We start from the raw sequence: 21,304 nt of genomic DNA, 5'->3' as shown, positions 1-21,304 counted from the left end.
TGTCCCCACAACAGACACACTTCCGCCACGACCGGTTCCCGAGGCCGGCAACCGGTGGGTCCGACGGCAGCGGCGAGGAGCGCCCCGGCACGGGAGGACCAGCCGCACCCCGTCGGCGCGGACCGGACGCAGACCGGGCACGAGCACCCGTGCCCGGTCTGCGCCGGGCGGAACCGGCAGCGGAGCGCTCAGCCGCGCCGGTGCGCGGTGAGCAGCAGGTACTCCCACTCCATGACGTTCCCTGCTGCGCCCATGTGGTCCTGGGCGAGGTCGGCGAGCTCGCAGTCCAGTGCCCGGACGAGGTCGGGATCATCCGCGATATTGCGATACGTGGCGATCGTCGGCCCGTAGTTGGCCTTGTAGTAGTCACGGAAGTCCTCGGGGCCCTCGAAGCAGTCCACCCACACGCTGCGGCGGCTCGCGTCGACGTCGGTCACCCGGTCCGACAGAAGCGTGCGTACGTGCTCCTCGCTGCCCCACAGCGGCGCCGGTTGGGCGCCGGGGGGTGGCTCGGGAGCATAGGGCTTCATGACGGCGAACATCTGGCCGACGAAGCCCTCGGGGGTCCAACTGATCAGACCGATGGTTCCGTCCGTCCGGCAGACCCGGACGAGTTCGTCCGCGCTGGTCTGGTGATGAGGGGCGAACATGACCCCGAGACAGGACATGACCGTGTCGAACCCGCCGTCGTCGAACGGCAGCTTCTCGGCGTCCGCGACACACCACTCCAGCTCGGCGCCGCGATCCCCGGCGAGCTGCCGCCCGGTCTCGAGCAACTCGGGTGTGAGGTCGGACGCCACGACATCTGCCCCGGTCAGGGCCGCGGGGATGGCGGCGTTTCCCGACCCGGCCGCGACGTCCAGCACCCGCTCGCCCCTCTTCACCCCGCACGCCCGGACCAGTCCCTGCCCGAGGTCCCCGACGATCCGGGCGGCCACGGCGGCATAGTCTCCCGATGCCCACATCTTCCGGTGCTTGGTCTTCAGAACGCGGTCGGCCTCGGCCGCTTCGTTCTCGTCGGTCATGGCAGTTCTCCTCGGGGAGCCTTTCCGGCGGCCTCCCGCCTCCTGGCGGGCGGCCCTGCGGCGACAGAATTAGTCTGGTGTACCGGCGGGCTCCGTGGAGGTCTGACATGACGCGCAACCATCACTTCCACGTCGACCGGGGAAAGCACTCGATCACGGTGAACGTGGGCCCGGGCAGGACCGGTGGCATCGAGCTCCTGGTCGACGGCAAGGTCATCGCGTACACGCGTGAGCACGGCAAGGGGACGACGGTGCTGACGGGCGAACTGCCGGACGAGCCCGCACGCAGCTTCCTGGTCCGGGTGCACCAGCCGCATCTGGTGCGGATCAAACCCGGCTGCACGCTGGAGCTGGACGGTGTCGAGCTGCCCATGCCGGAGCGCTACGCGGCGTTCTGAAGCAGCCGCCCCACGAAGCAGCGGCCTTCGTGAAACCGGTGCGACGGCCCCGCCGGAACCGCCGCCGATCGGTCCTCCCACGGTCGCTTTCGAGTGACGTCCGCGGCTCCGTGCCGATGGCGGGGGCCGGATGTGTCCGATGATCGCAGCCGGCCGCATCCCCATGCCGGCCGTGAGCCGACGGATTCGGTGGAAGGCCGTCATGCACATCCTGCTCGTCGCCAGCGCCTACAACAGCTTGACCCAGCGGGTTCACGCAGAACTGCGGGACCGAGGGCACCGTGTCGCCGTGGAGACGGCCGCGCACGGTGCGGCCGTGCGTGCAGCGGTGCGTCTTCATGAGCCGGAGCTGGTGCTGGCGCCCATGCTGAAGACGGTCATTCCCCGTGACGTGTGGAGCGCACACACCTGTCTGGTCGTCCATCCGGGACCAATGGGCGATCGGGGGCCCTCGTCGCTGGACTGGGCCATCCACGAGCGGGCAGGCGTCTGGGGTGTCACCGTGCTGCAGGCCGGTGAGGAGATGGACGCCGGAGACGTCTGGGCCGCGGCCGACTTTCCCGTGACGCCCGTCGCCAAGAGCGATCTGTACCGGGGAGAGGCCGCCGACGCCGCGCTCACAGCCGTTCTGCTCGCCGTCGACCGGTTCGCGTCCGGAACGTTCACACCCCGGCCGCAGGAGAGCATGCCGGACCGGATTGTGACCCGTCCGTACTTCCGCCAGGAGCTCCGCCGGATCTCCTGGCAGGAGGACTCCACCGAGGACGTCGTACGCACCCTGCGCGCCGCCGACTCGCAACCCGGCGTGCTGGACGAGCTGCTGGGTGGCGAATGGTTCCTGCACGGGGGACATCCGGAGTACGGCCTGCGCGGCCGCCCCGGGGACCTGCTGGGCACCCGGGCCGGCGCGATCTGCCGGGCGACCGTGGACGGAGCGGTATGGATCCCCGAACTGCGTCCACGACGTGCGCCCGGCGCCCCCGCCACGTTCAAACTCCCCGCCGCACTCGCTCTGGCGGGTTGCCTGCCGTCCCTTCCCGAGCTCCCTCCGCCGCCGCTGACCGACCCGCCCTGCGGGGCCTGGAGTGACATCCGCTACCGGGAGGAGGGGCAGGCCGGAATCCTGTCGTTCTCGTTTCCCGGTGGTGCGATGAGCACGGCGCAGTGCCGGCGTCTGCTGGATGCCTACCGGGTGGCGTGCTCCCGGCCGACCTCGGTCCTGGTACTGGGCGGCCGCCGGGACTTCTTCTCCAACGGCATCCACCTCAATGCGATCGAGGCGGCGGCCGACCCCGGTGCGGAGTCCTGGGCCAATCTCAATGCCATGAACGACCTGGTGGAGGCCGTTCTGACCACCGCCGACCGGCTTGTTGTCGCCGCCGTCGGCGGCAATACGGCGGCGGGCGGGGTCATGCTCGCCCTGGCTGCCGACGAGGTCTGGTGCAGGGCGGGCGCGGTGCTGAATCCGCACTACCGGCTGATGGGGTTGTACGGCTCGGAGTACTGGACGTATTCGCTTCCCCGCCGGGTGGGCGCCCGGATGGCCGAGCGTCTCGCCCGGGAGGCTCAGCCGATGACGGCGAACGGTGCGCTTCGGACCGGGCTTGCGGACCGGGTGGTGGACTGCGGCCCCGAGGAGTTCACCGCGCGGGTGACCGGGCTGGCGGCCCGGCTGGCCCGGTCACCCGCGGCGCAGCCGCGGATCGCCGCGAAGAAGGCCGAGTGCGAGCGGCGGGACGCCGTCAAGCCCCTGGCCGCGTACCGGGAGGAGGAGCTCACCCGTATGCGCCGAACCTTCCTGGATCCCACCGCCTCGTACCACGCCTTGCGCAGGGCGTTCGTCCACAAGGAGCAGTCACTGCCCGCCTTTCCGGATCGCCGAGCGGTGGCAGGGGGCCCGGCCGCCTGTTAGCAAAGAAGAAGGCCCAAACACGGGCCTTTGTCGCATACCTCCCCAGGAGGCGTCCTCATGGATGCAGCAACGCCGACCACGGTCGACGCCGCGGACTCGTCCGGCGCGGCGGCCACGGACGAGAAGCCGATCCACATTCTCTGGATCAACGCGGGACTGAGCTGCGACGGCGACTCGGTCGCCCTGACCGCTGCCATGCAGCCCAGCATCGAGGAGATCGCGCTGGCCGGGCTGCCCGGCCTGCCCAAGATCGCCGTCCACTGGCCGCTGATCGACTTCGAGTGCGGCCCGGTTGGCGGCGCCGACACCTTCATCGAGTGGTTCTTCAAGGGAGAACGCGGCGAGATCGACCCGTTCGTACTGGTCGTCGAAGGGTCCGTGCCCAACGAGTCGATCAAGCAAGAGGGTTACTGGTGCGGCTTCGGCGACGACCCCGAGACCGGCCAGCCCATCACGACCAGCGAGTGGATCGACCGGCTGGCGCCCAAGGCCCTGGCCGTCGTCGCGATCGGCACGTGCGCCACCTACGGCGGCATCCATGCGATGGCCGGCAACCCCACGGGCGCTATGGGCGTGCCCGACTATCTGGGCTGGGACTGGAAGTCCCAGGCCGGAATCCCCATCGTGTGCGTCCCCGGCTGTCCGATCCAGCCCGACAACTTCGCGGAGACCCTGACCTATCTGCTCTACCAGGCTGCGGGATCCGCGCCGATGATCCCCCTGGACGACAAGCTCCGGCCGACATGGCTGTTCGGAGCCACCGTGCACGAGGGCTGCGACCGGGCCGGCTACTACGAGCAGGGCCAGTTCGCCGAGACGTACGACTCGCCCAAGTGCCTGGTCAAGCTCGGCTGCTGGGGCCCCGTCGTCAAGTGCAACGTGCCCAAGCGGGGCTGGATGAACGGCATCGGCGGCTGCCCGAACGTGGGCGGCATCTGCATCGCCTGCACCATGCCAGGCTTCCCCGACAAGTTCATGCCGTTCATGGACGAGCCGCCCGGCGGCAAGCTCTCCAGCACGGCCAGCGGCGCGTACGGCGCCGTGATCCGCAGGCTCCGGAACATCACGGCCAGGACCGTGGACAAGGAGCCGAAGTGGCGGCACACGGGCGACAAGATCACCACCGGCTACCGCCCGCCGTGGTGACACACCATCAGGACACCGATCACCCCATCTCCTGCTTGAAGACGTGAAGAAGGGCACCGCACACACGATGGCACCCAAGACGAGAGCGGCCGGCGACGGCACCGGCCTGGTGGAGATGTCCTGGGATCCGATCACCCGGATCGTGGGCAGTCTCGGCATCCACACAAAGATCGACTTCAAGCAGAGGCGGGTCGCGGAGTGCTACAGCACCTCGTCGGTCTTCCGCGGCTACAGCGTCTTCATGCGGGGCAAGGACCCGCGCGACGCCCACTTCATCACCAGTCGCATCTGCGGCATCTGCGGTGACAACCACGCCACTTGCTCGGTCTACACACAGAACATGGCGTACGGGGTGAAGCCTCCGCACCTCGGTGAATGGATCATCAACCTCGGTGAGTCCGCCGAGTACATGTTCGACCACAACATCTTCCAGGAGAATCTGGTCGGGGTCGACTACTGCGAGAAGATGGTCCGCGAGACCAACCCGGGCGTCCTGGAGCTCGCCGAGCGCACCGAGGCCCCGCACGCCGCGGAGCACGGCTACCGCACGATCGCCGACATCATGCGGTCCCTCAACCCCCTCGAGGGCGAGTTCTACCGCGAGGCCCTCCAGGTGAGCCGCTACACCCGGGAGATGTTCTGCCTGATGGAGGGCCGCCATGTGCATCCCTCCACGCTCTACCCGGGCGGAGTGGGCACCGTCGCGTCCGTCCAGCTGTTCACGGACTACCTCACCCGGCTCATGCGCTACGTGGAGTTCATGAAGCGCGTCGTCCCTCTGCACGACGACCTCTTCGACTTCTTCTACGAGGCCCTGCCCGGGTACGAGGAGGTCGGCCGCCGACGGGTCCTGCTCGGCTGCTGGGGAGCGCTCAACGACCCCGAGTACTGCGACTTCACCTACGCGAACATGACCGACTGGGGACGGAAGATGTTCGTCACCCCCGGCATCGTCGTCGACGGCAAGCTGGTCACCAACGACCTCACCCAGATCAACCTCGGCATCCGGATCCTGCTCGGCAGCTCGTACTACGAGGACTGGGAGGGCCAGGAGCAGTTCGTCACCCACGACCCGCTCGGCAACCCGATCGACCCACGGCACCCGTGGAACCAGCACACCATCCCCGCCCCGCAGAAGCGCGACTTCGACGACAAGTACAGCTGGGTGATGTCCCCGCGCTGGTTCGACGGCAAGGAGCACCTGGCGCTGGACACCGGTGGCGGCCCCATCGCCCGCCTCTGGTCCACCGCGCTGTCCGGGCTTGTCGACATCGGGTACGTCAAGGCGACCGGCCACAGCGTCGTCATCAACCTGCCGCGCACGCTGACCAAGCCGGAGACCACCTTCGAGTGGAAGATCCCGCAGTGGAGCAACGCGCTCGAGCGCAACCGCGCCCGCACCTACTTCCAGGCCTACGCCGCAGCCGTCGCGCTGCACTGCGCGGAGAAGGGCCTGGAGGAGGTGCGCGCAGGGCGTACACAGACGTGGGAGAAGTTCGACGTGCCGGACGAGTCCATCGGGGTCGGTTTCACCGAGGCCGTACGCGGGGTGCTCTCCCACCACATGGTCATCAGGGACGGCAAGATCGCCAACTACCACCCGTATCCGCCGACCCCGTGGAACGCCAGCACCCGCGACACCTACGGCACTCCGGGCCCTTACGAGGACGCGGTGCAGAACACGCCCATCTTCGAGGAGAACCCGCCGGAGAACTTCAAGGGCATCGACATCATGCGGGCCGTCCGGAGCTTCGACCCCTGTCTGCCGTGCGGCGTCCACATGTACGTCGGCGACGGCAGAACGGTGAAGTCGATGCACGTGCCCACCGGACTGAGCGGCCTCGCCGGATGAGCGCGGTGACCGCGGAGCAGGCGGGCCGGCGGGTCGAGGAGATCCTCGACCGGCTGGCCGCCTCCGGCGACGAACAGGCCTGTGCGGCGGTCGAGGAACTGGTGCGGGTCCTGATGGACTTCTACGGTGCCGGGCTGGCCAGAACCGTGGAACTCCTGGGTCGCCCGGCCGCCTCGCGCACCGGTGCCGATCCGCTCGCAGGACTCCTCGGCGATGAACTCGTGGCGAGTCTGCTGGTCCTGCACCATCTCAACCCCGAGGACATCCCCACCCGGATCGCACGCGCCCTGCACGGCGTCCAGCACTCCGTCGAGTCGGCAGGCTTCGACGAGGCGACCGGCGTCCTGCGCCTGCGGGTCACCGGCTCGACGGGCTGCGGATGCCCCAGCACCCAGGAGGTGGCCCGACAGGCCGCCGTGGAGGCCCTGGCCTGTTTCGCGCCCGAGGTCACGGCAGTGGAACTGGACACGGCTGCCTCCCGCGAGCCCGCACTCCTCCAGATCGGCACAGGCCCGCCGCGCACCTCGGCGGCGGGCCGCTCACCTGCCACGGCGACGTGAGCGCGTCCCACGCCGGCCCGGGGCGGCTGCGGCCCGCCCCGGGCCGGGGTGCTGCCCCGGCAGCACCGGCCCCAAGGGGCCTGCGCCGCTTCACCGCTCCCCGGGCGCCTCGCGAGGAACGGTGCGAGCTGTGCGGCGTGCCGCTGACCGGCGAGCACCGGCACCTCGTCGACACCGAGAATCGCGCCCTGGCCTGTGCGTGCCACCCGTGTGCCCACCTGCTCGCGCGGCCAGGTGCGTCCAAGGGCCGCTTCCGGGCGGTCCCGGACCGCTTTCTCGTCGACCCCGACCACCGGATCGACGACACCGCCTGGGAGCTCCTGCGCATCCCCGTCGGTGTCGCCTTCTTCTTCCGGAACTCCGCACTCGACCGGCTCGTGGCGCTCTACCCGAGTCCGGCCGGTGCGACCGAGAGCGAACTGGAACCGTCCTCGTGGCAGACCGTGCTCGACGGCACCCGGCTCGCCGCCCTGCTCGAACCCGATGTGGAGGCCCTGCTGTTGCGCCGTACCGACGGCCGCACCGAGTGCTGTCTGGTGCCGGTCGACAACTGCTACGAACTGGTGGGCCGCATGCGACTGCGCTGGCAGGGCTTCGACGGCGGCGCGGAGGCCAGGGCCGACCTCGACGACTTCTTCGACCATGTGCACCGGCGGGCCGCAGCGGCGCGGGGGAGCCGGCCATGACCGAGTTCGCCTTCAGCTGCACCGGCGTACGCGCCGACCCCTATGCCGCGGGACCCACCCTCGTGTTCCGGCTGCGGATCACCGCGTCCGAAGGCAACCGGGTCCATGCCCTGGCACTGCGCTGCCAGATGCGTATCGAACCGGCCAGACGAGGATACGGGTCCGAGGAGGCCGAGCAACTGACCGACCTGTTCGGTGAGCGGTCCCGCTGGGGGAGCACACTCCACCCGTTGCAGTTCGCACAGGTGTCCGTCATGGTCCCCGGCTTCACCGGAGAGACCGAGACCGACCTCGTGGTGCCCTGCACCTACGACATGGACATCGCAGCGACCCGCTACTCCCGGGCGCTGTCCGGCGGTGAGGTACCGCTGCTCATGCTCTTCTCCGGCACCGCGTTCACCGGCGCCCGGGGTTTCCATGTCGAGCCGGTTCCCTGGGACCGGGAGACGACGTTCCGGATGCCGGTGAAGACCTGGCGGGAGATGCTCGAACAGCACTTTCCCGGCTGCGGCTGGATCCGGCTTCCGCACGACACCATGGACGCCCTGCTCGCGTACCGGTCGCGGCGGGCGCTGCCGTCCTGGGAGGCGACGGTCGAGTCGCTGCTCGAGGCGGCGGACGAGAGGACGGCACCATGACCACCGCTGCCTTCTCCCCGGCGGCCGAGGCACGACTCGCCACCGCCCGGCAGGTCGCCGACGCCGTGCTCTTCGAGGGCTACGTGCTCTACCCGTATCGCGCATCGGCGGCCAAGAACCGGCTGCGCTGGCAATTCGGTGTGCTGGTGCCGCCCGCCTTCAGTGCCAGCTGTGAAGAGCACGAATTCCAGCACACCGAATGCCTGATGGAGCCGAAGGCGGGAGCGAACCTCGCCGTGGAGGTGCGTTTTCTGCACACCCAGCGGCGCACCGTCGAGGAGGCCCGTGCAGACGGCGGTTTCGAGACCGTCCGCGAACTCCACCTCGACGACCGGGTCCTGGTTCCCTGGGACGAGGGCGTCGAGGAACGTGTCGAGCTGGCCGTCCCCGTGGCGGAGCTCGCCGGGGACGGAGCGGCCTTCCCCTTCACCCGGCCGGCGAGCGAGGAGACCGAACCCGTGCGGGACGCGGCCGGGCGGACGGTGGGACGCCTGGTGCGCCGACGCGAGGGGATCAGCGGTGTCGTACGGCTCTCCACCGCCGAACTCGGCGGCCCCTACCGGGCCGTGCGTCTGACCGCGGTCGTGGAGAACACCAGCCCGTGGATGCCGGAGCCGGGAGGCGACCGCGACGCCGCGCTGCCGCGTTCGCTCGTCGCCAGCCATCTGCTGCTGTGTCTCGACGCGGGCGCGTTCCTGTCGATGACCGACCCGCCGGAGTGGGCCAGGGGCGCGGTGGCGGCCTGCCGGAACCTCCACACCTGGCCGGTCCTCGCGGGCGAACCCGGCTGTGCCGATCTCGTCCTGTCGTCGCCGATCATCCTCGAGGACCACCCTGCCATCGCACCCGAAAGCCCCGGTGCGCTGTACGACGCCACCGAGATCGACGAGATCCTCGCCCTGCGGACCGCAGCACTCACGGACGACGAGAAGCGTGAGGCCCGTGGGACGGACGCGCGGGCCGCGGCCGTGATCGACCTCGCGGACTCGATGCCCCCCGAGGTTCTCGAGCGCCTCCACGGCGCGGTGCGCAGTCTGCGGGAGGTGACGGGAACCGGCGATCCCGCGGACCGGGGGACGGAGTTGCCGCAGACACCCTGGTGGGACCCGGGCAGCGACGCGAGCGTCGACCCGGGAACCGATCAGATCCTGGTCGACGGAAGACCGGTGCGCGCCGGCAGCCGGGTCGTGCTCCGGCCGGGCCTGCGCCACAGCGACGCCCAGGACCTCTTCGTGCAGGGCCGGAGCGCACTGGTCGAGGCCGTCCTGCACGACGTCGACGGGGGCGTGCACCTGGCGGTGACGGTCGAGGGAGACCCCGGTGCCGACATCCGCCGTGCGCAGGGCCGCTTCCTGTACTTCCAGCCCGACGAGGTCGAACCCCTGGAGGATGCGTGAACGGCCCGGTGCAGGACCGTGCCCGGACGCTGGTCGCGGGTGTCGGCAACATCTTCCTCGGTGACGACGGATTCGGCGTGGAGACCGTGCGCCGGCTGGCGGAGCATCCGCTTCCGGGCCATGTCGAGGTGGCGGACATCGGAATCCGCGGCGTCCATCTCGCCTACCGGCTGCTCGACGGCTACGACACACTCGTCCTCGTCGACGCGACCGCACGGGGCGGAGAGCCCGGCACGCTATATCTGATCGAGGCCGGAACGCCCGGTGCCGGCGGCACCGGAGCGCCCGCGCTCGACGGTCACGGGATGTCACCCGATGCCGTTCTCGGCCTGCTCGACACCCTGTGCGCGGGCACGGACAGCACACCGCCGCGGCGCACCCTCGTCGTGGGTTGTGAACCCGCCTGCGTCGACGAGGGCATCGGGCTCAGCCCCCGGGTGGCCGCCGCAGTGCCGCAGGCCGTTCGGATGGTCACGGAACTGGTGCAGGACAAGGCCCTGACATGAGGAGAAGACCATGAACAAGAAGAGAATCATCGGTGGCGCCGCCGCCGCATCCGCGTTCGCCGCCCTGGTCGGTTTCCTGCCCGACATCAAGCGCTATCTGCGTATCCGCAGGATGTGACCTGACGCCACCCGCTCCGCGGCAGCAGCCGCTGCACCGAACGGTGTACGCGAACGCGTGCCGTCGGCGCGCCGGTCGGCGGGGCCCGGCGGCCCCGCCCTGTAATGGGCTCCGAACGGGGCGACCGCCGCAGGACGGAGACCGATGCACGAGATGTCCATCGCGCTGGCCGTCGTCGACCAGGTGGAGGAGGCCGCAGGCTCGGGCCGAGCCACCGCCGTAAGAAGCGTCCGGCTGCAGATCGGTGAGCTGGCCGGAGTCGTACCCGACGCCCTCGCCTTCTCCTTCGAACTGGCCTGCGCCGGAACCGTGCTGGAAGGCGCGCAACTGATCACCGAGTCCGTCCCGGGCCGGGCCCGTTGCGAACCCTGCTCGGGCGACTGGGCGGTCGGCATGCCGCCGCGGCTGCGCTGCCCGGTGTGCGGTGCGGCGACCGCCGAACTGGTCTCGGGCCGTGAACTGCGGATCACCGCCGTGGAGTGGGACGACGGCCCGGCGCGGGCGAGCACCCGCGAACCGATCTCCGAGGAGAGCTGACATGTGCCGTGTGGTTGATCTGCAGCAGGCGGTCCTCGCCAAGAACGACGCAACAGCGCACGCCCTGCGCACCGGACTCGCCGCCGGCGGAACGACGATGGTCAATCTTCTGTCCAGCCCGGGCAGTGGCAAGACCGCGCTCCTCGAGGCCGAGCTGTTGTCCGCACGCGAGCGCGGGCTGTGCGTCGCGGCGCTGACGGCCGACCTGGCGACGGAGAACGATGCCGAGCGCCTGGCCCGTTCCGGAGTCCCCGTCAAGCAGGTGCTCACCGACGGCCTGTGCCATCTGGAGGCCGGCATGCTCGCCGGGCACCTCGACGGCTGGCTGCCCGAGGACACCCGGCTGCTCTTCGTGGAGAACGTGGGCAACCTCGTCTGCCCGGCCTCCTACGACCTCGGGGAGTCGCTGAGGGTCGTGCTCGCCTCGGTGACCGAGGGTGAGGACAAGCCGCTGAAATACCCCACTGCCTTCGGCCTCGCGCATCTCGTCGTGGTCACCAAGACCGACATCGCGGAGGCGGTCGGATTCGACGAGGCGGCCTTCCGGGCCCATGTGCAGCAGGTCAACCCGGGAGTGGACGTGGTCCTCACCTCCGTACGCACCGGCCAGGGCGCCGGCATCCTGCTCGACCGGGCCCTCGCGGCGGCCGATGGCACACCGGTGCATGCCCCGGTCATGGCGCAGGCCCGCTCGTGACGTCCCTGCAGCCACGCCCGGACGTCACGGCCCCGACGGTGCAGCGCCGCCGGGTCACCGTCCGGGGCGTGGTGCAGGGAGTCGGATTCCGGCCGTACGTGTACACGCTCGCCACCGGACTGGAGCTGGCCGGCCATGTCACCAACACCGGCGACGGGGTGGTCGCCGAGGTCGAAGGCCCCCCGCTCGCCGTGGCCGACTTCTGCACGCGCATCGCCGCGGACGCGCCTCCGATGGCGATGGTGGAGTCGGTTCACGACGAAGAGGTCCCCGTGACGGGTGACAGCGGATTCACCATCGTCGCCTCGCTGAGGAATGGGCCCGTGCGGACACTGGTCTCCCCGGACACGGCCACATGCGCCGACTGCCTCGCCGAACTCGCCGATCCGGCCGATCGGCGGCACCGGCATCCCTTCATCACCTGTACGCACTGCGGGCCGCGCTTCACCATCGTCACCGGTCTGCCCTACGACCGTGACCACACGACGATGGCCTCCTTCCCGATGTGCGCCGACTGCGCCGGGGAATACGCCGACCCCGCCGACCGGCGCTTCCACGCGCAGCCGGTCGCCTGCCCGTCCTGCGGGCCCCGGCTGCAGTTGGTGCTGGCGCCGGCGGCTCCCGGAATGCGGCCCCAGTTCATGATCGCTGCCGACCCGAACGACCGGAGTCTGACCGGACCGGTGGCGGCCGATCCGGTGGCGGGGGCGCGCGACATCCTCGCGGGCGGAGGGATCGTCGCCGTGAAGGGCCTCGGCGGCTACCACCTCGCGTGCGACGCGGCGAACTCCGCGGCGGTGGCCCTGCTTCGCCGACGCAAGGCACGGGGTGACAAGCCGTTCGCGCTGATGGCCAGGGACGTCGCCGCCGTGGAACACCTGGTGCACCTGGGGCCCGAGGAACGGGAGCTGCTCACCGGCAGAGTCCGGCCGATCGTGCTGATGCGCCGGCGAAGCGACGTGCCCGTTGGGGCCGGCGTGCCCGTGCTCGCGGAAGAGGTCGCCCCCGGCAGTCCCGATCTCGGCATCATGCTGCCGTACACACCGTTGCACCATCTCCTGCTCGGGCTGGGGGACGAGGGCGCGGACGGGCCACGTCTGCTCGTGATGACCAGCGGCAATTTCGCCGGGGAGCCGATCGTCACGGACGACACGGAAGCCCTGGACCGGCTCGCACATCTGGCCGACGCCTGGCTGATGCACGACAGACCGATCCATGTGCCGTGCGACGACTCCGTGGTGCGCGTCTGCGACGGAGAACCGCTGACACTGCGGCGCTCGCGCGGCTATGCCCCGCTCCCGGTCACCCTTCCGGTTCCCGTGGCGCCCGCGCTCGCCGTCGGTGGCGATCTCAAGAACACCTTCTGCCTGGGGAGCGGCCGAAAGGCCTGGCTGTCCGCCCACGTCGGAGACATGGACGACCTCGCCACCCAGCACGCCTTCGCCTGCGCCGAGGAGCAACTGGAGGCCATCACCGGAGTACGGCCCGGGCTGCTCGCGGCGGACAGACACCCCGCCTACCGGTCAGCCCAATGGGCACAGCGCCGGGCCGACGGCCGTCCGCTCGTACGCGTCCAGCACCACCACGCGCATGTCGCGGCCGCCATGGCCGAGCACGGTCTGGACGGCGGCGAGCGCGTGATCGGCATCGCCTTCGACGGCACCGGCTACGGAGACGACGGGGCGGTGTGGGGCGGCGAGTTCCTGCTGGCCGACTACACGGGCTTCACCCGGTACGCCCATCTCGCGTACGTACCGCTGCCGGGCGGTGACGCAGCCGTGAGGCGCCCCTACCGCATGGCGCTCGCCCATCTGCGGGCTGCGGGCATCGAGTGGTCCGCCGGGCTGCCGTGCGTCGAAGCCTGCCCGAGCCGTGAACTCACGCTGCTCGAAAGACAGCTCGAGCGGAACCTGAACTGTGTGCCCACGTCGAGCATGGGCCGGCTCTTCGACGCCGTCTCGTCCCTCGCGGGCGTATGCCATCGGGTCGGATACGAGGCGCAGGCAGCCATCGAACTGGAGGCAGCCGCCGTGCGCGCATCGTGCGAGCCCGGCGGCGGCTACACCTTCGCGCTGCGCCCGCCCGGTCCGGAGTCCCCGGGCCCGATGACCGCCGACCCCGCACCCGTTCTGGCCGCGATCGCCGACGACCTGCGCGCGGGCGTCCCGAGCACGACCGTCGCCGTGCGCTTCCACCTCGCGGTCGCCCGTCTCGTCCGAACGGTCTGCGCCACCGTGCGCGAGCAGCACGGCTCCGGGACCGTGGCCCTGACCGGGGGAGTGTTCGCCAATGCGCTGCTGTCCTCGGCCTGCGCCCGAGGACTCCGTGAGGACGGCTTCACCGTGCTGCGCCACCACCGGATCCCCCCGAACGACGGAGGGCTGGCGCTCGGCCAGCTCGTCGTGGCCGCCCGCACCACGACGACGGCCGAGGCCGTCGGCTGACCGGGCGCGCAGCGGCGCAACAGCGAGGAGAAACGCATGTGTTTGGCGGTACCCGGCAAAGTGCTGGCCGTCGAGGACCGGGACGGCACCCGTATGGCCACCGTCGATTTCGGCGGAGTGGTCAAGGAAGTGTGCCTTGAGTATCTGCCGGACCTCCAGGTCGGTGAATACGCCATCGTCCACGTCGGATTCGCCCTGCAGCGGCTGGACGAGGAGTCCGCCCGGCAGACGCTGGAACTGTTCGAGAACCTCGGCATGCTCCAGGAGGAGTTCGGCGATCCCTGGGAGCTGGCATCCGCCGAGGCGAGCGGAGCGGAACGGCCCGGGGCCGGCGACAGCGCAGCACGGGAGGCGCAGCAGTGAAGTACATCGACGAATTCCAGGACCCGGACCTCGCCGAGCGACTCCTCGACGACATCCGGGCCGTCGTGACCCGGCCATGGGCGCTGATGGAGGTGTGCGGAGGCCAGACGCACACCATCATTCGACACGGCATCGACCAACTTCTTCCGGACGAGGTCGAGTTGATTCACGGCCCCGGTTGTCCCGTGTGCGTGACACCCCTCGAGGTCATCGACAAGGCACTGGAGATCGCCTCCCGTCCCGAGGTGATCTTCTGCTCATTCGGGGACATGCTCCGCGTCCCCGGGACCGGCCGCGACCTGTTCCAGGTCCGTAGCGAGGGCGGTGATGTACGGGTCGTCTACTCGCCGCTGGACGCCCTGCGGATCGCCCAGCAGAATCCGCACCGCGAAGTCGTCTTCTTCGGCATCGGTTTCGAGACCACCGCACCGCCCAACGCCATGACGGTGTACCAGGCCCGCCGGCTCGGCATCCCCAACTTCAGTCTGCTCGTGTCCCATGTGAGGGTGCCCCCGGCGATCGAGGCGATCATGCGATCGCCGAACTGCCGGGTACAGGCCTTCCTCGCCGCCGGACACGTCTGCAGTGTGATGGGCATCGGCGAGTACCCGGAGCTCGCCGACCGGTTCAGGGTGCCCATCGTGGTGACCGGCTTCGAGCCGCTGGACATCCTGGAAGGCGTACGCCGCACGGTCCTGCAACTGGAGCGGGGCGAACACACCGTTGACAACGCCTACCCACGTGCGGTGCGGCCCGAGGGGAACGTCGCAGCCCGGGCCATGCTCGACGATGTCTTCGAGGTCACCGACCGCGCCTGGCGGGGCATCGGCGTCATCCCGGAGAGCGGCTGGCGACTGTCCTCGCGCTACCGGGAGTACGACGCCGAGCACCGCTTCTCGGTGACGGGCATCGACACCCGTGAACCGGCCGCCTGCCGGAGCGGCGAAGTGCTGCAGGGACTGCTGAAGCCCCATCAGTGCGAGGCGTTCGGCACCGTGTGCACCCCGCGCACCCCGCTCGGCGCCACCATGGTCTCCAGCGAGGGCGCGTGCGCCGCCTACTACCTCTACCGGCGGCTCGATCTGACGACCGCGACCCTGGAAGGCAGTCCCGTTGTCTGAAACCACCCGGGCCCCGCACCGTACCGACACCTCACCCGCGCCCGCGGCGGGGGAGTGCGGAGTGCCCGTCGCACCGGACGTCCTGGCGTGGACGTGCCCGCTCCCGCTGCGTGACCAGCCGCGTGTGGTGATGGGCCACGGCGGCGGCGGAGCCATGTCCGCCGAACTGGTCGAGCAGATCTTCGCCCCCGCCTTCGGCGGCCCCGCGCTGGCCGGCCTCGGCGACTCCGCAGCCCTGGAACTCGGCGGTGCCCGACTGGCCTTCTCCACCGACTCGTTCGTGGTGCGACCGCTCTTCTTCCCCGGTGGCAGCATCGGCGACCTCGCCGTCAACGGCACGGTCAACGACCTCGCCATGAGCGGCGCCCGGGCCGCGTATCTGTCCTGTGGGTTCATTCTCGAAGAGGGCGTCGAGATCGCCGTCGTCGGCCGAGTGGCCGAGGCCCTCGGCGCTGCGGCCCGGGCCGCCGGAGTGGAGGTGGCCACGGGCGACACCAAGGTCGTGGAGGCGGGCCACGGCGACGGCATCTTCATCAACACCTCGGGAATCGGCCTCATCCCACAGGGCGTCGACCTCCGCCCGCAACGTGTCGTTCCCGGCGATGTCGTTCTCGTCAGCGGGGCGATCGGAGTCCATGGTGTGGCGATCATGAGCGTGCGGGAGGGCCTGGAGTTCGGCGTGGAGGTCGAGAGCGACTGCGCCGCACTCGGCGGCCTGGTCGAGGCGATGCTCGCGGCTACCGACGACCGCGGCGCCCTCCATGTCCTCCGTGACCCCACGCGCGGCGGCCTGGCCGCGGCACTGAACGAGATCGCGGCGGCCTCCCGCACGGGAGTGGTCGTCAACGAGCGGGCCGTGCCGGTCCCGGAGGCCGTCGGCAACGCCTGTGCCGTGCTGGGACTGGACCCGATGTACGTGGCGAACGAGGGCAAGCTGGTCGCCTTCGTCCCGCGCGAGCACGCCGACGCCGTCCTGGCCGCCATGCGGGCGCACCCGTTGGGCAGCCAGGCGGCGGTGATCGGCGAGGTGGTCGATGCACACCCCGGAATGGTCGTGGCCCGCACCGGGCTCGGTGGGACGCGTGTGATGGACATGCCGCTGGGCGAGCAGCTGCCTCGTATCTGCTGAGGCCGGTCCTCCTGCCGCCGTTCCATCGAGCCGCCGGGGTGTGCGGAGACGGACGCATCGGGTCGCCGCGGACGCGGTCTGCTCGTACGGGGGCTGTGCGAGGACCCGCAGGGAGTGCCTCCCCCGGGTCCCGGGGGACGACACGGCGGTGGGGCGTGTTCCACCGGGGCGAGTGGCTCCGCTGCGTGCGGTGCGCTTGCGTGGTTCGGGCGCCGGCGTAATGCGTCGGCGCCCGACCGCCGGTCCTTGCGTTATGGCACCATTTCGCAGGTGACCAGCAGACCCGCCGAGTCCCAGCACCTGCGCGACCTCGCGCGGCTGCGCCGCGTTCGCGACCGGATCGACCGGGAGTACGCACAGCCGCTGGACGTCGAGGCACTCGCCCGCGGCGTGAACATGTCGGCCGGACACCTCAGCCGCCAGTTCCGGCGCGCCTACGGCGAGTCGCCGTACGCCTATCTGATGACGCGGCGCATCGAGCGCGCGATGGCGCTGCTGCGTCGCGGCGACCTCAGCGTCACCGAGGTCTGCTTCGAGGTCGGCTGCTCGTCACTGGGCACCTTCAGCAGTCGCTTCACCGAACTGGTCGGCGTGCCGCCCAGCGTCTATCGGCGCCGGGCGGCGGCCGCCACCGCTGGGATGCCGTCCTGCGTGGCGAAACAGGTGACCAGACCGATCAGGAATCGAGAAGCGCCGGCCCCGAGCGGCACCTAGCCTGATCGCCATGGACATCACCATTCACGCGAGCTTCCTCCCGCACGACGACCCCGACGCCGCGCTGGCCTTCTACCGCGACACGCTCGGCTTCGAGGTCCGCAACGACGTCGGATACGGCGGGATGCGCTGGATCACCGTCGGCCCCGCCGACCAGCCCGGCACGTCCATCGTCCTGCACCCCCCGGCTGCCGACCCCGGTGTCACCGACGAAGAGCGCCGCACCATCACCGAGATGATGGCGAAGGGCACCTACGCCAGCATCCTCCTGGCCACCGCCGATCTCGACGGCACCTTCGAGCGGCTGCAGGCCGGTGATGCCGACGTCGTCCAGGAGCCGACCGAACAGCCGTACGGGGTTCGCGACTGCGCCTTCCGTGATCCCGCCGGCAACATGGTCCGCATCCAGGAGCTGCGCTGAGCCGTGCGGCAATGGCAGCCATGACCTGCACGGACGGAACCGTGGAGGAGCCGGCGCACGACGTCGGTGGCAGCAGCCTCCGCCTCCGATGCCGAGGGCAACGTCCCCGACCTGCTTCAGGACCGATGAGAGCCGATCCCCGCTCGCGCGCTCGGCCTCGTTGCGACACCGAGCACCGGCACCCCCACGACACAGCCGTCCGAGTGGTCAGTGCCTCGGCGACGGCGAGCAGCACCAGGTGGCGCTGTGCTGCGACCGGGACGGCGAGGCACTGCTGACGGCCCGTGCCGGCAGCCGGCCCGGGCCGACCGGCGGAGCAGCCCGGCCGCCGCCCGGGCCGGTCGGCCGGGGCTGCGCCGCATCCACGATGTGTCCAGGACCGAGGGCCGGTCGAGGTCCTCGAACCCGCCGCGCCGCTGCGGGGGGCGGGGCGGCCGGTTCGTCGCGCGCGCCGACTCCGGCCCGTGTGCGCCGGCCACGCCACACCGCCGTTCCGTACCTCCCCGCGCCGCGTCCGGGCAGGCGCGAGGTGAGAGGGCTGCCCACCGCGAGCTGATGCGCGACGGCCGCCCGTTGGTCCTTCGGCCGGGTGTGCCGCGCGGCCGAGGTCGCCGGAGACCCCACGAGTCGATGCGGTGTGTGCCTTGGTTCCCGAGCCGAGCGCGAGCCCGGCGACGTCGGCCGTGGGCATCGCACCACCCCGGCCGACACCGCCGACCACGTGGACAGGGGTTGCCGGGGACAGCGACCCGTCGACCGCGACCGCGCCGGCGAAGGAGAACCGGAGACGTACGCTCGAGGCCGGCCGGATCGAGCAGGCGACACCGACGGAGACCGCGAAGGCGGCCCGTCCAACAGATGGAGACATGATGAGCATGGCCACGAGGACGGGCACGCAGTCGCCTGCGCCGCACTCTGCCGACAGCCACGACATGATCCGTGTGCACGGCGCGCGCGAGAACAACCTCAAGGACATCAGCGTAGAGATCCCGAAGCGCCGGCTGACGGTATTCACGGGCGTCTCCGGCTCGGGCAAGAGCTCGCTGGTGTTCGACACGATCGCCGCGGAGTCGCAGCGGCTGATCAACGAGACCTACAGCGCGTTCGTGCAGGGTTTCATGCCGACACTGGCGCGTCCCGAGGTCGACGTACTCGACGGGCTGACAACCGCGATCACCGTCGACCAGCAGCGGATGGGTGCCGACCCCCGCTCCACGGTCGGCACCGCCACCGACGCCAATGCGATGCTGCGCATCCTCTTCAGCCGGCTCGGCAAGCCGCACATCGGCCCGCCCAGCGCGTACGCCTTCAACGTCCCCTCGGTCCGGGCGAGCGGTGCGATCACCGTCGAGCGCGGTGCCAAGAAGACCGTGAAAGCGACCTTCAGCCGCACCGGCGGCATGTGCTCGCGCTGCGAAGGCCGGGGCACGGTCTCCGACATCGACCTCACCCAGCTCTACGACGACTCCAAGTCGCTCGCCGAGGGCGCGTTCACCATCCCCGGCTGGAAGTCGGACAGTTTCTGGACCGTGCGGGTCTATGCCGAGTCGGGCCTGCTCGACCCGAACAAGCCGATCCGCAGGTTCACCAAGCAGGAAATGCAGGACTTCCTCTACCGGGAGCCCACCAAGGTGAAGGTCGAGGGCGTCAACCTCACCTACGAGGGGCTGATCCCCAAGATCCAGAAGTCGTTCCTGTCCAAGGACAAGGAGGCGATGCAGCCGCACATCCGGGCGTTCGTGGAGCGGGCGGTCACGTTCACCACCTGCCCCGAGTGCGACGGCACCCGGCTCAGCGAGGGGGCCCGGTCGTCGAAGATCAAGCGGATCAGTATCGCCGACGCCTGCGCGATGCAGATCAGCGACCTGGCCGAATGGGTCCGCGGCCTCGACGAACCGTCGGTGGCGCCGCTGCTCACCGCGCTGCAGCAGACCCTCGACTCGTTCGTGGAGATCGGCCTCGGCTACCTCGCGCTCGACCGGCCGTCGGGCACGCTGTCGGGGGGCGAGGCGCAGCGCGTCAAGATGATCCGCCATCTCGGCTCCTCGCTCACCGACGTCACCTACGTCTTCGACGAGCCCACCACGGGCCTGCACCCTCACGACATCCAGCGGATGAACGACCTGCTGCTGCGGCTGCGGGACAAGGGCAACACGGTGCTCGTCGTGGAGCACAAGCCGGAGGTGATCGCGATCGCCGACCATGTCGTCGACCTCGGCCCCGGTGCCGGTACGGCGGGTGGCAGCGTCTGCTTCGAGGGCACCGTCGAGGGGCTGCGGGCCGCCGGCACCATCACCGGCCGCCATCTCGACGACCGGGCCGCCCTCAAGAAGACGGTACGGAAGCCCACCGGCACGTTGGAGATCCGCGGCGCGACAGCGAACAACCTGAGCGACGTCGACGTCGACATCCCTCTCGGGGTGCTCGCCGTCGTCACCGGCGTAGCCGGCTCCGGCAAGAGCTCGCTCGTGCACGGTTCGATCCCCGCCGGCGAGAACGTGGTGTCGGTCGACCAGGGTGCGATCCGCGGCTCGCGGCGGAGCAACCCGGCGACATACACCGGACTGCTCGACCCGATCCGCAAGGCGTTCGCGAAGGCCAACGGCGTGAAGCCGGCGCTGTTCAGCGCCAATTCCGAGGGCGCCTGCCCCAACTGCAACGGCGCCGGCGTCGTCTACACCGACCTGGCGATGATGGCCGGCGTTGCCACCCCCTGCGAGGAATGCGAGGGGAAGCGGTACCAGGCATCGGTGCTGGAGTACCACCTCGGCGGCCGTGACATCAGCGAGGTGCTCGCCATGTCGGTGACCGAGGCCGAGGAGTTCTTCGGCGCCGGCGAGGCGCACACGCCTGCCGCGCATCGCATCCTCGTCCGGCTCGCCGACGTCGGGCTCGGCTACCTCAGCCTCGGCCAGCCGCTCACCACGCTGTCCGGCGGCGAGCGGCAGCGGCTCAAGCTGGCCACCCACATGGCCGAGAAGGGCGGCGTCTACGTCCTCGACGAACCGACCGCGGGCCTGCATCTCGCCGACGTCGAGCACCTGCTCGGCCTGCTCGACCGGCTCGTCGACTCCGGCAAGTCGGTCATCGTCGTCGAGCACCACCAGGCGGTCATGGCGCATGCCGACTGGATCATCGACCTCGGCCCCGGCGCCGGCCACGACGGCGGCAGGATCGTCTTCGAGGGCACCCCCGCCGACCTCGTCGCCGCCCGCTCCACCCTCACCGGCGAGCATCTCGGGGCCTACGTCGGCAGCTGAGGCCTGCCTCGGCACGCGACCCAGGAGAGGACCTGGGCCACTGCGTGGAAGGACTCCCCGAGACGAGTTCCCTCCTCCGTTTCGACTCCGTCCCCACCGACCGGCAGGGACGGGGTCGACGCGGCGCAGCGACCGACGGGAACGGCCCGTTTCGCGGCTGAGCGGCGCCTGGGCAGGGCTGCTCCCGGTCACCACCCACTCCGCAGACGGAGCGGATTCCCCCTTCTCCCGGGAAGAACCCTTCGCAGGGGGAGACCTCGCGCCGTCCGGCGCGCGCGACCGTGAAGCCGGTGCCTGGCTACCGACGCAACGTCCTACTCGCGGCCCGGCGTTGTCCACGACGGCGCGGGAACCCGGGACGCCACCGCCCCTAGCCTCAC

The 21,304-nt window shown here is 70.5% G+C and carries 20 protein-coding genes; 19 read left to right on the top strand and 1 reads right to left on the bottom strand.

The window, feature by feature from the left end; translation table 11 throughout:
* Window positions 1–188: 188 nt before the first annotated feature.
* The gene (locus AC068D_RS32110) at window positions 189–1,025 is read right to left on the bottom strand and encodes a class I SAM-dependent methyltransferase (RefSeq protein ID WP_478826641.1); all 837 of its coding nucleotides are present in this window, start codon (window positions 1,023–1,025) and stop codon (window positions 189–191) included.
* A 107-nt stretch (window positions 1,026–1,132) separates the two neighbouring features.
* Between AC068D_RS32110 and AC068D_RS32105 the strand changes: the two genes are divergently transcribed.
* The 19 genes from AC068D_RS32105 (at window position 1,133) to AC068D_RS32015 (ending at window position 20,924) form a co-directional block, all read left to right on the top strand.
* Entirely contained in the window at window positions 1,133–1,423 is a 291-nt protein-coding gene (locus AC068D_RS32105) for a hypothetical protein (RefSeq protein ID WP_478826640.1), read from the top strand.
* A gap of 202 nt (window positions 1,424–1,625) precedes the next feature.
* Window positions 1,626–3,335, top strand: a complete 1,710-nt coding sequence (locus AC068D_RS32100) for a hydrogenase maturation protein (RefSeq protein ID WP_478826657.1) — start codon at window positions 1,626–1,628, stop codon at window positions 3,333–3,335.
* 57 nt (window positions 3,336–3,392) lie between these two features.
* The gene (locus AC068D_RS32095; protein ID WP_478826639.1) at window positions 3,393–4,481 is read left to right on the top strand and encodes an NADH-quinone oxidoreductase subunit B family protein; all 1,089 of its coding nucleotides are present in this window, start codon (window positions 3,393–3,395) and stop codon (window positions 4,479–4,481) included.
* A gap of 67 nt (window positions 4,482–4,548) precedes the next feature.
* Complete coding sequence (locus AC068D_RS32090) at window positions 4,549–6,333, top strand: nickel-dependent hydrogenase large subunit (RefSeq protein ID WP_478826656.1); 1,785 nt, start codon at window positions 4,549–4,551, stop codon at window positions 6,331–6,333.
* On the top strand, window positions 6,330–6,893 hold the full coding sequence (locus AC068D_RS32085) for a hypothetical protein (protein ID WP_478826638.1): 564 nt from the start codon (window positions 6,330–6,332) through the stop codon (window positions 6,891–6,893). Before AC068D_RS32090 ends, AC068D_RS32085 begins: the two co-directional genes overlap by 4 nt.
* Window positions 6,894–6,919: 26 nt before the next feature.
* Window positions 6,920–7,579, top strand: coding sequence for a DUF5947 family protein (locus AC068D_RS32080; RefSeq protein ID WP_478826655.1), 660 nt, complete (start codon window positions 6,920–6,922; stop codon window positions 7,577–7,579).
* On the top strand, window positions 7,576–8,217 hold the full coding sequence (locus AC068D_RS32075; protein ID WP_478826637.1) for a DUF6084 family protein: 642 nt from the start codon (window positions 7,576–7,578) through the stop codon (window positions 8,215–8,217). Before AC068D_RS32080 ends, AC068D_RS32075 begins: the two co-directional genes overlap by 4 nt.
* The gene (locus tag AC068D_RS32070) at window positions 8,214–9,614 is read left to right on the top strand and encodes a hypothetical protein (RefSeq protein ID WP_478826636.1); all 1,401 of its coding nucleotides are present in this window, start codon (window positions 8,214–8,216) and stop codon (window positions 9,612–9,614) included. The genes AC068D_RS32075 and AC068D_RS32070 overlap by 4 nt, the downstream gene beginning before the upstream one ends.
* The gene (locus AC068D_RS32065; protein WP_478826635.1) at window positions 9,611–10,120 is read left to right on the top strand and encodes a hydrogenase maturation protease; all 510 of its coding nucleotides are present in this window, start codon (window positions 9,611–9,613) and stop codon (window positions 10,118–10,120) included. The genes AC068D_RS32070 and AC068D_RS32065 overlap by 4 nt, the downstream gene beginning before the upstream one ends.
* A 10-nt stretch (window positions 10,121–10,130) precedes the next feature.
* Entirely contained in the window at window positions 10,131–10,238 is a 108-nt protein-coding gene (locus AC068D_RS32060; RefSeq protein ID WP_478826634.1) for a DUF6893 family small protein, read from the top strand.
* Window positions 10,239–10,382: 144 nt separating this feature from the next.
* A complete protein-coding gene (locus tag AC068D_RS32055) occupies window positions 10,383–10,775 on the top strand; it encodes a hydrogenase maturation nickel metallochaperone HypA/HybF (protein ID WP_478826633.1) in 393 nt (130 codons plus the stop codon).
* Between the two features lies 1 nt (window position 10,776).
* Complete coding sequence (hypB, locus tag AC068D_RS32050) at window positions 10,777–11,472, top strand: hydrogenase nickel incorporation protein HypB (RefSeq protein ID WP_478826632.1); 696 nt, start codon at window positions 10,777–10,779, stop codon at window positions 11,470–11,472.
* Between the two features lie 5 nt (window positions 11,473–11,477).
* Entirely contained in the window at window positions 11,478–13,916 is a 2,439-nt protein-coding gene (hypF, locus tag AC068D_RS32045; protein WP_478826654.1) for a carbamoyltransferase HypF, read from the top strand.
* A gap of 36 nt (window positions 13,917–13,952) precedes the next feature.
* A complete protein-coding gene (locus AC068D_RS32040) occupies window positions 13,953–14,279 on the top strand; it encodes a HypC/HybG/HupF family hydrogenase formation chaperone (RefSeq protein ID WP_478826631.1) in 327 nt (108 codons plus the stop codon).
* Window positions 14,276–15,400, top strand: a complete 1,125-nt coding sequence (gene hypD / locus AC068D_RS32035) for a hydrogenase formation protein HypD (RefSeq protein ID WP_478826630.1) — start codon at window positions 14,276–14,278, stop codon at window positions 15,398–15,400. Before AC068D_RS32040 ends, hypD begins: the two co-directional genes overlap by 4 nt.
* Window positions 15,401–15,530: 130 nt before the next feature.
* Window positions 15,531–16,529 (top strand): hydrogenase expression/formation protein HypE, encoded by a 999-nt coding sequence (hypE, locus tag AC068D_RS32030; RefSeq protein WP_478826653.1) that lies wholly within the window; start codon window positions 15,531–15,533, stop codon window positions 16,527–16,529.
* 270 nt (window positions 16,530–16,799) lie between these two features.
* Window positions 16,800–17,243: a helix-turn-helix transcriptional regulator gene (locus AC068D_RS32025; protein WP_478826629.1), complete on the top strand. Its 444-nt coding sequence runs from the start codon at window positions 16,800–16,802 to the stop codon at window positions 17,241–17,243.
* Between the two features lie 10 nt (window positions 17,244–17,253).
* A complete protein-coding gene (locus AC068D_RS32020) occupies window positions 17,254–17,664 on the top strand; it encodes a VOC family protein (protein WP_478826628.1) in 411 nt (136 codons plus the stop codon).
* Window positions 17,665–18,539: 875 nt separating this feature from the next.
* Window positions 18,540–20,924, top strand: coding sequence for an ATP-binding cassette domain-containing protein (locus tag AC068D_RS32015; protein WP_478826627.1), 2,385 nt, complete (start codon window positions 18,540–18,542; stop codon window positions 20,922–20,924).
* Window positions 20,925–21,304: the final 380 nt, after the last annotated feature.

The organism is Streptomyces sp. NPDC043861 (genome assembly GCF_056435905.1).
This window is presented reverse-complemented; position numbering and strand designations above follow the sequence as displayed.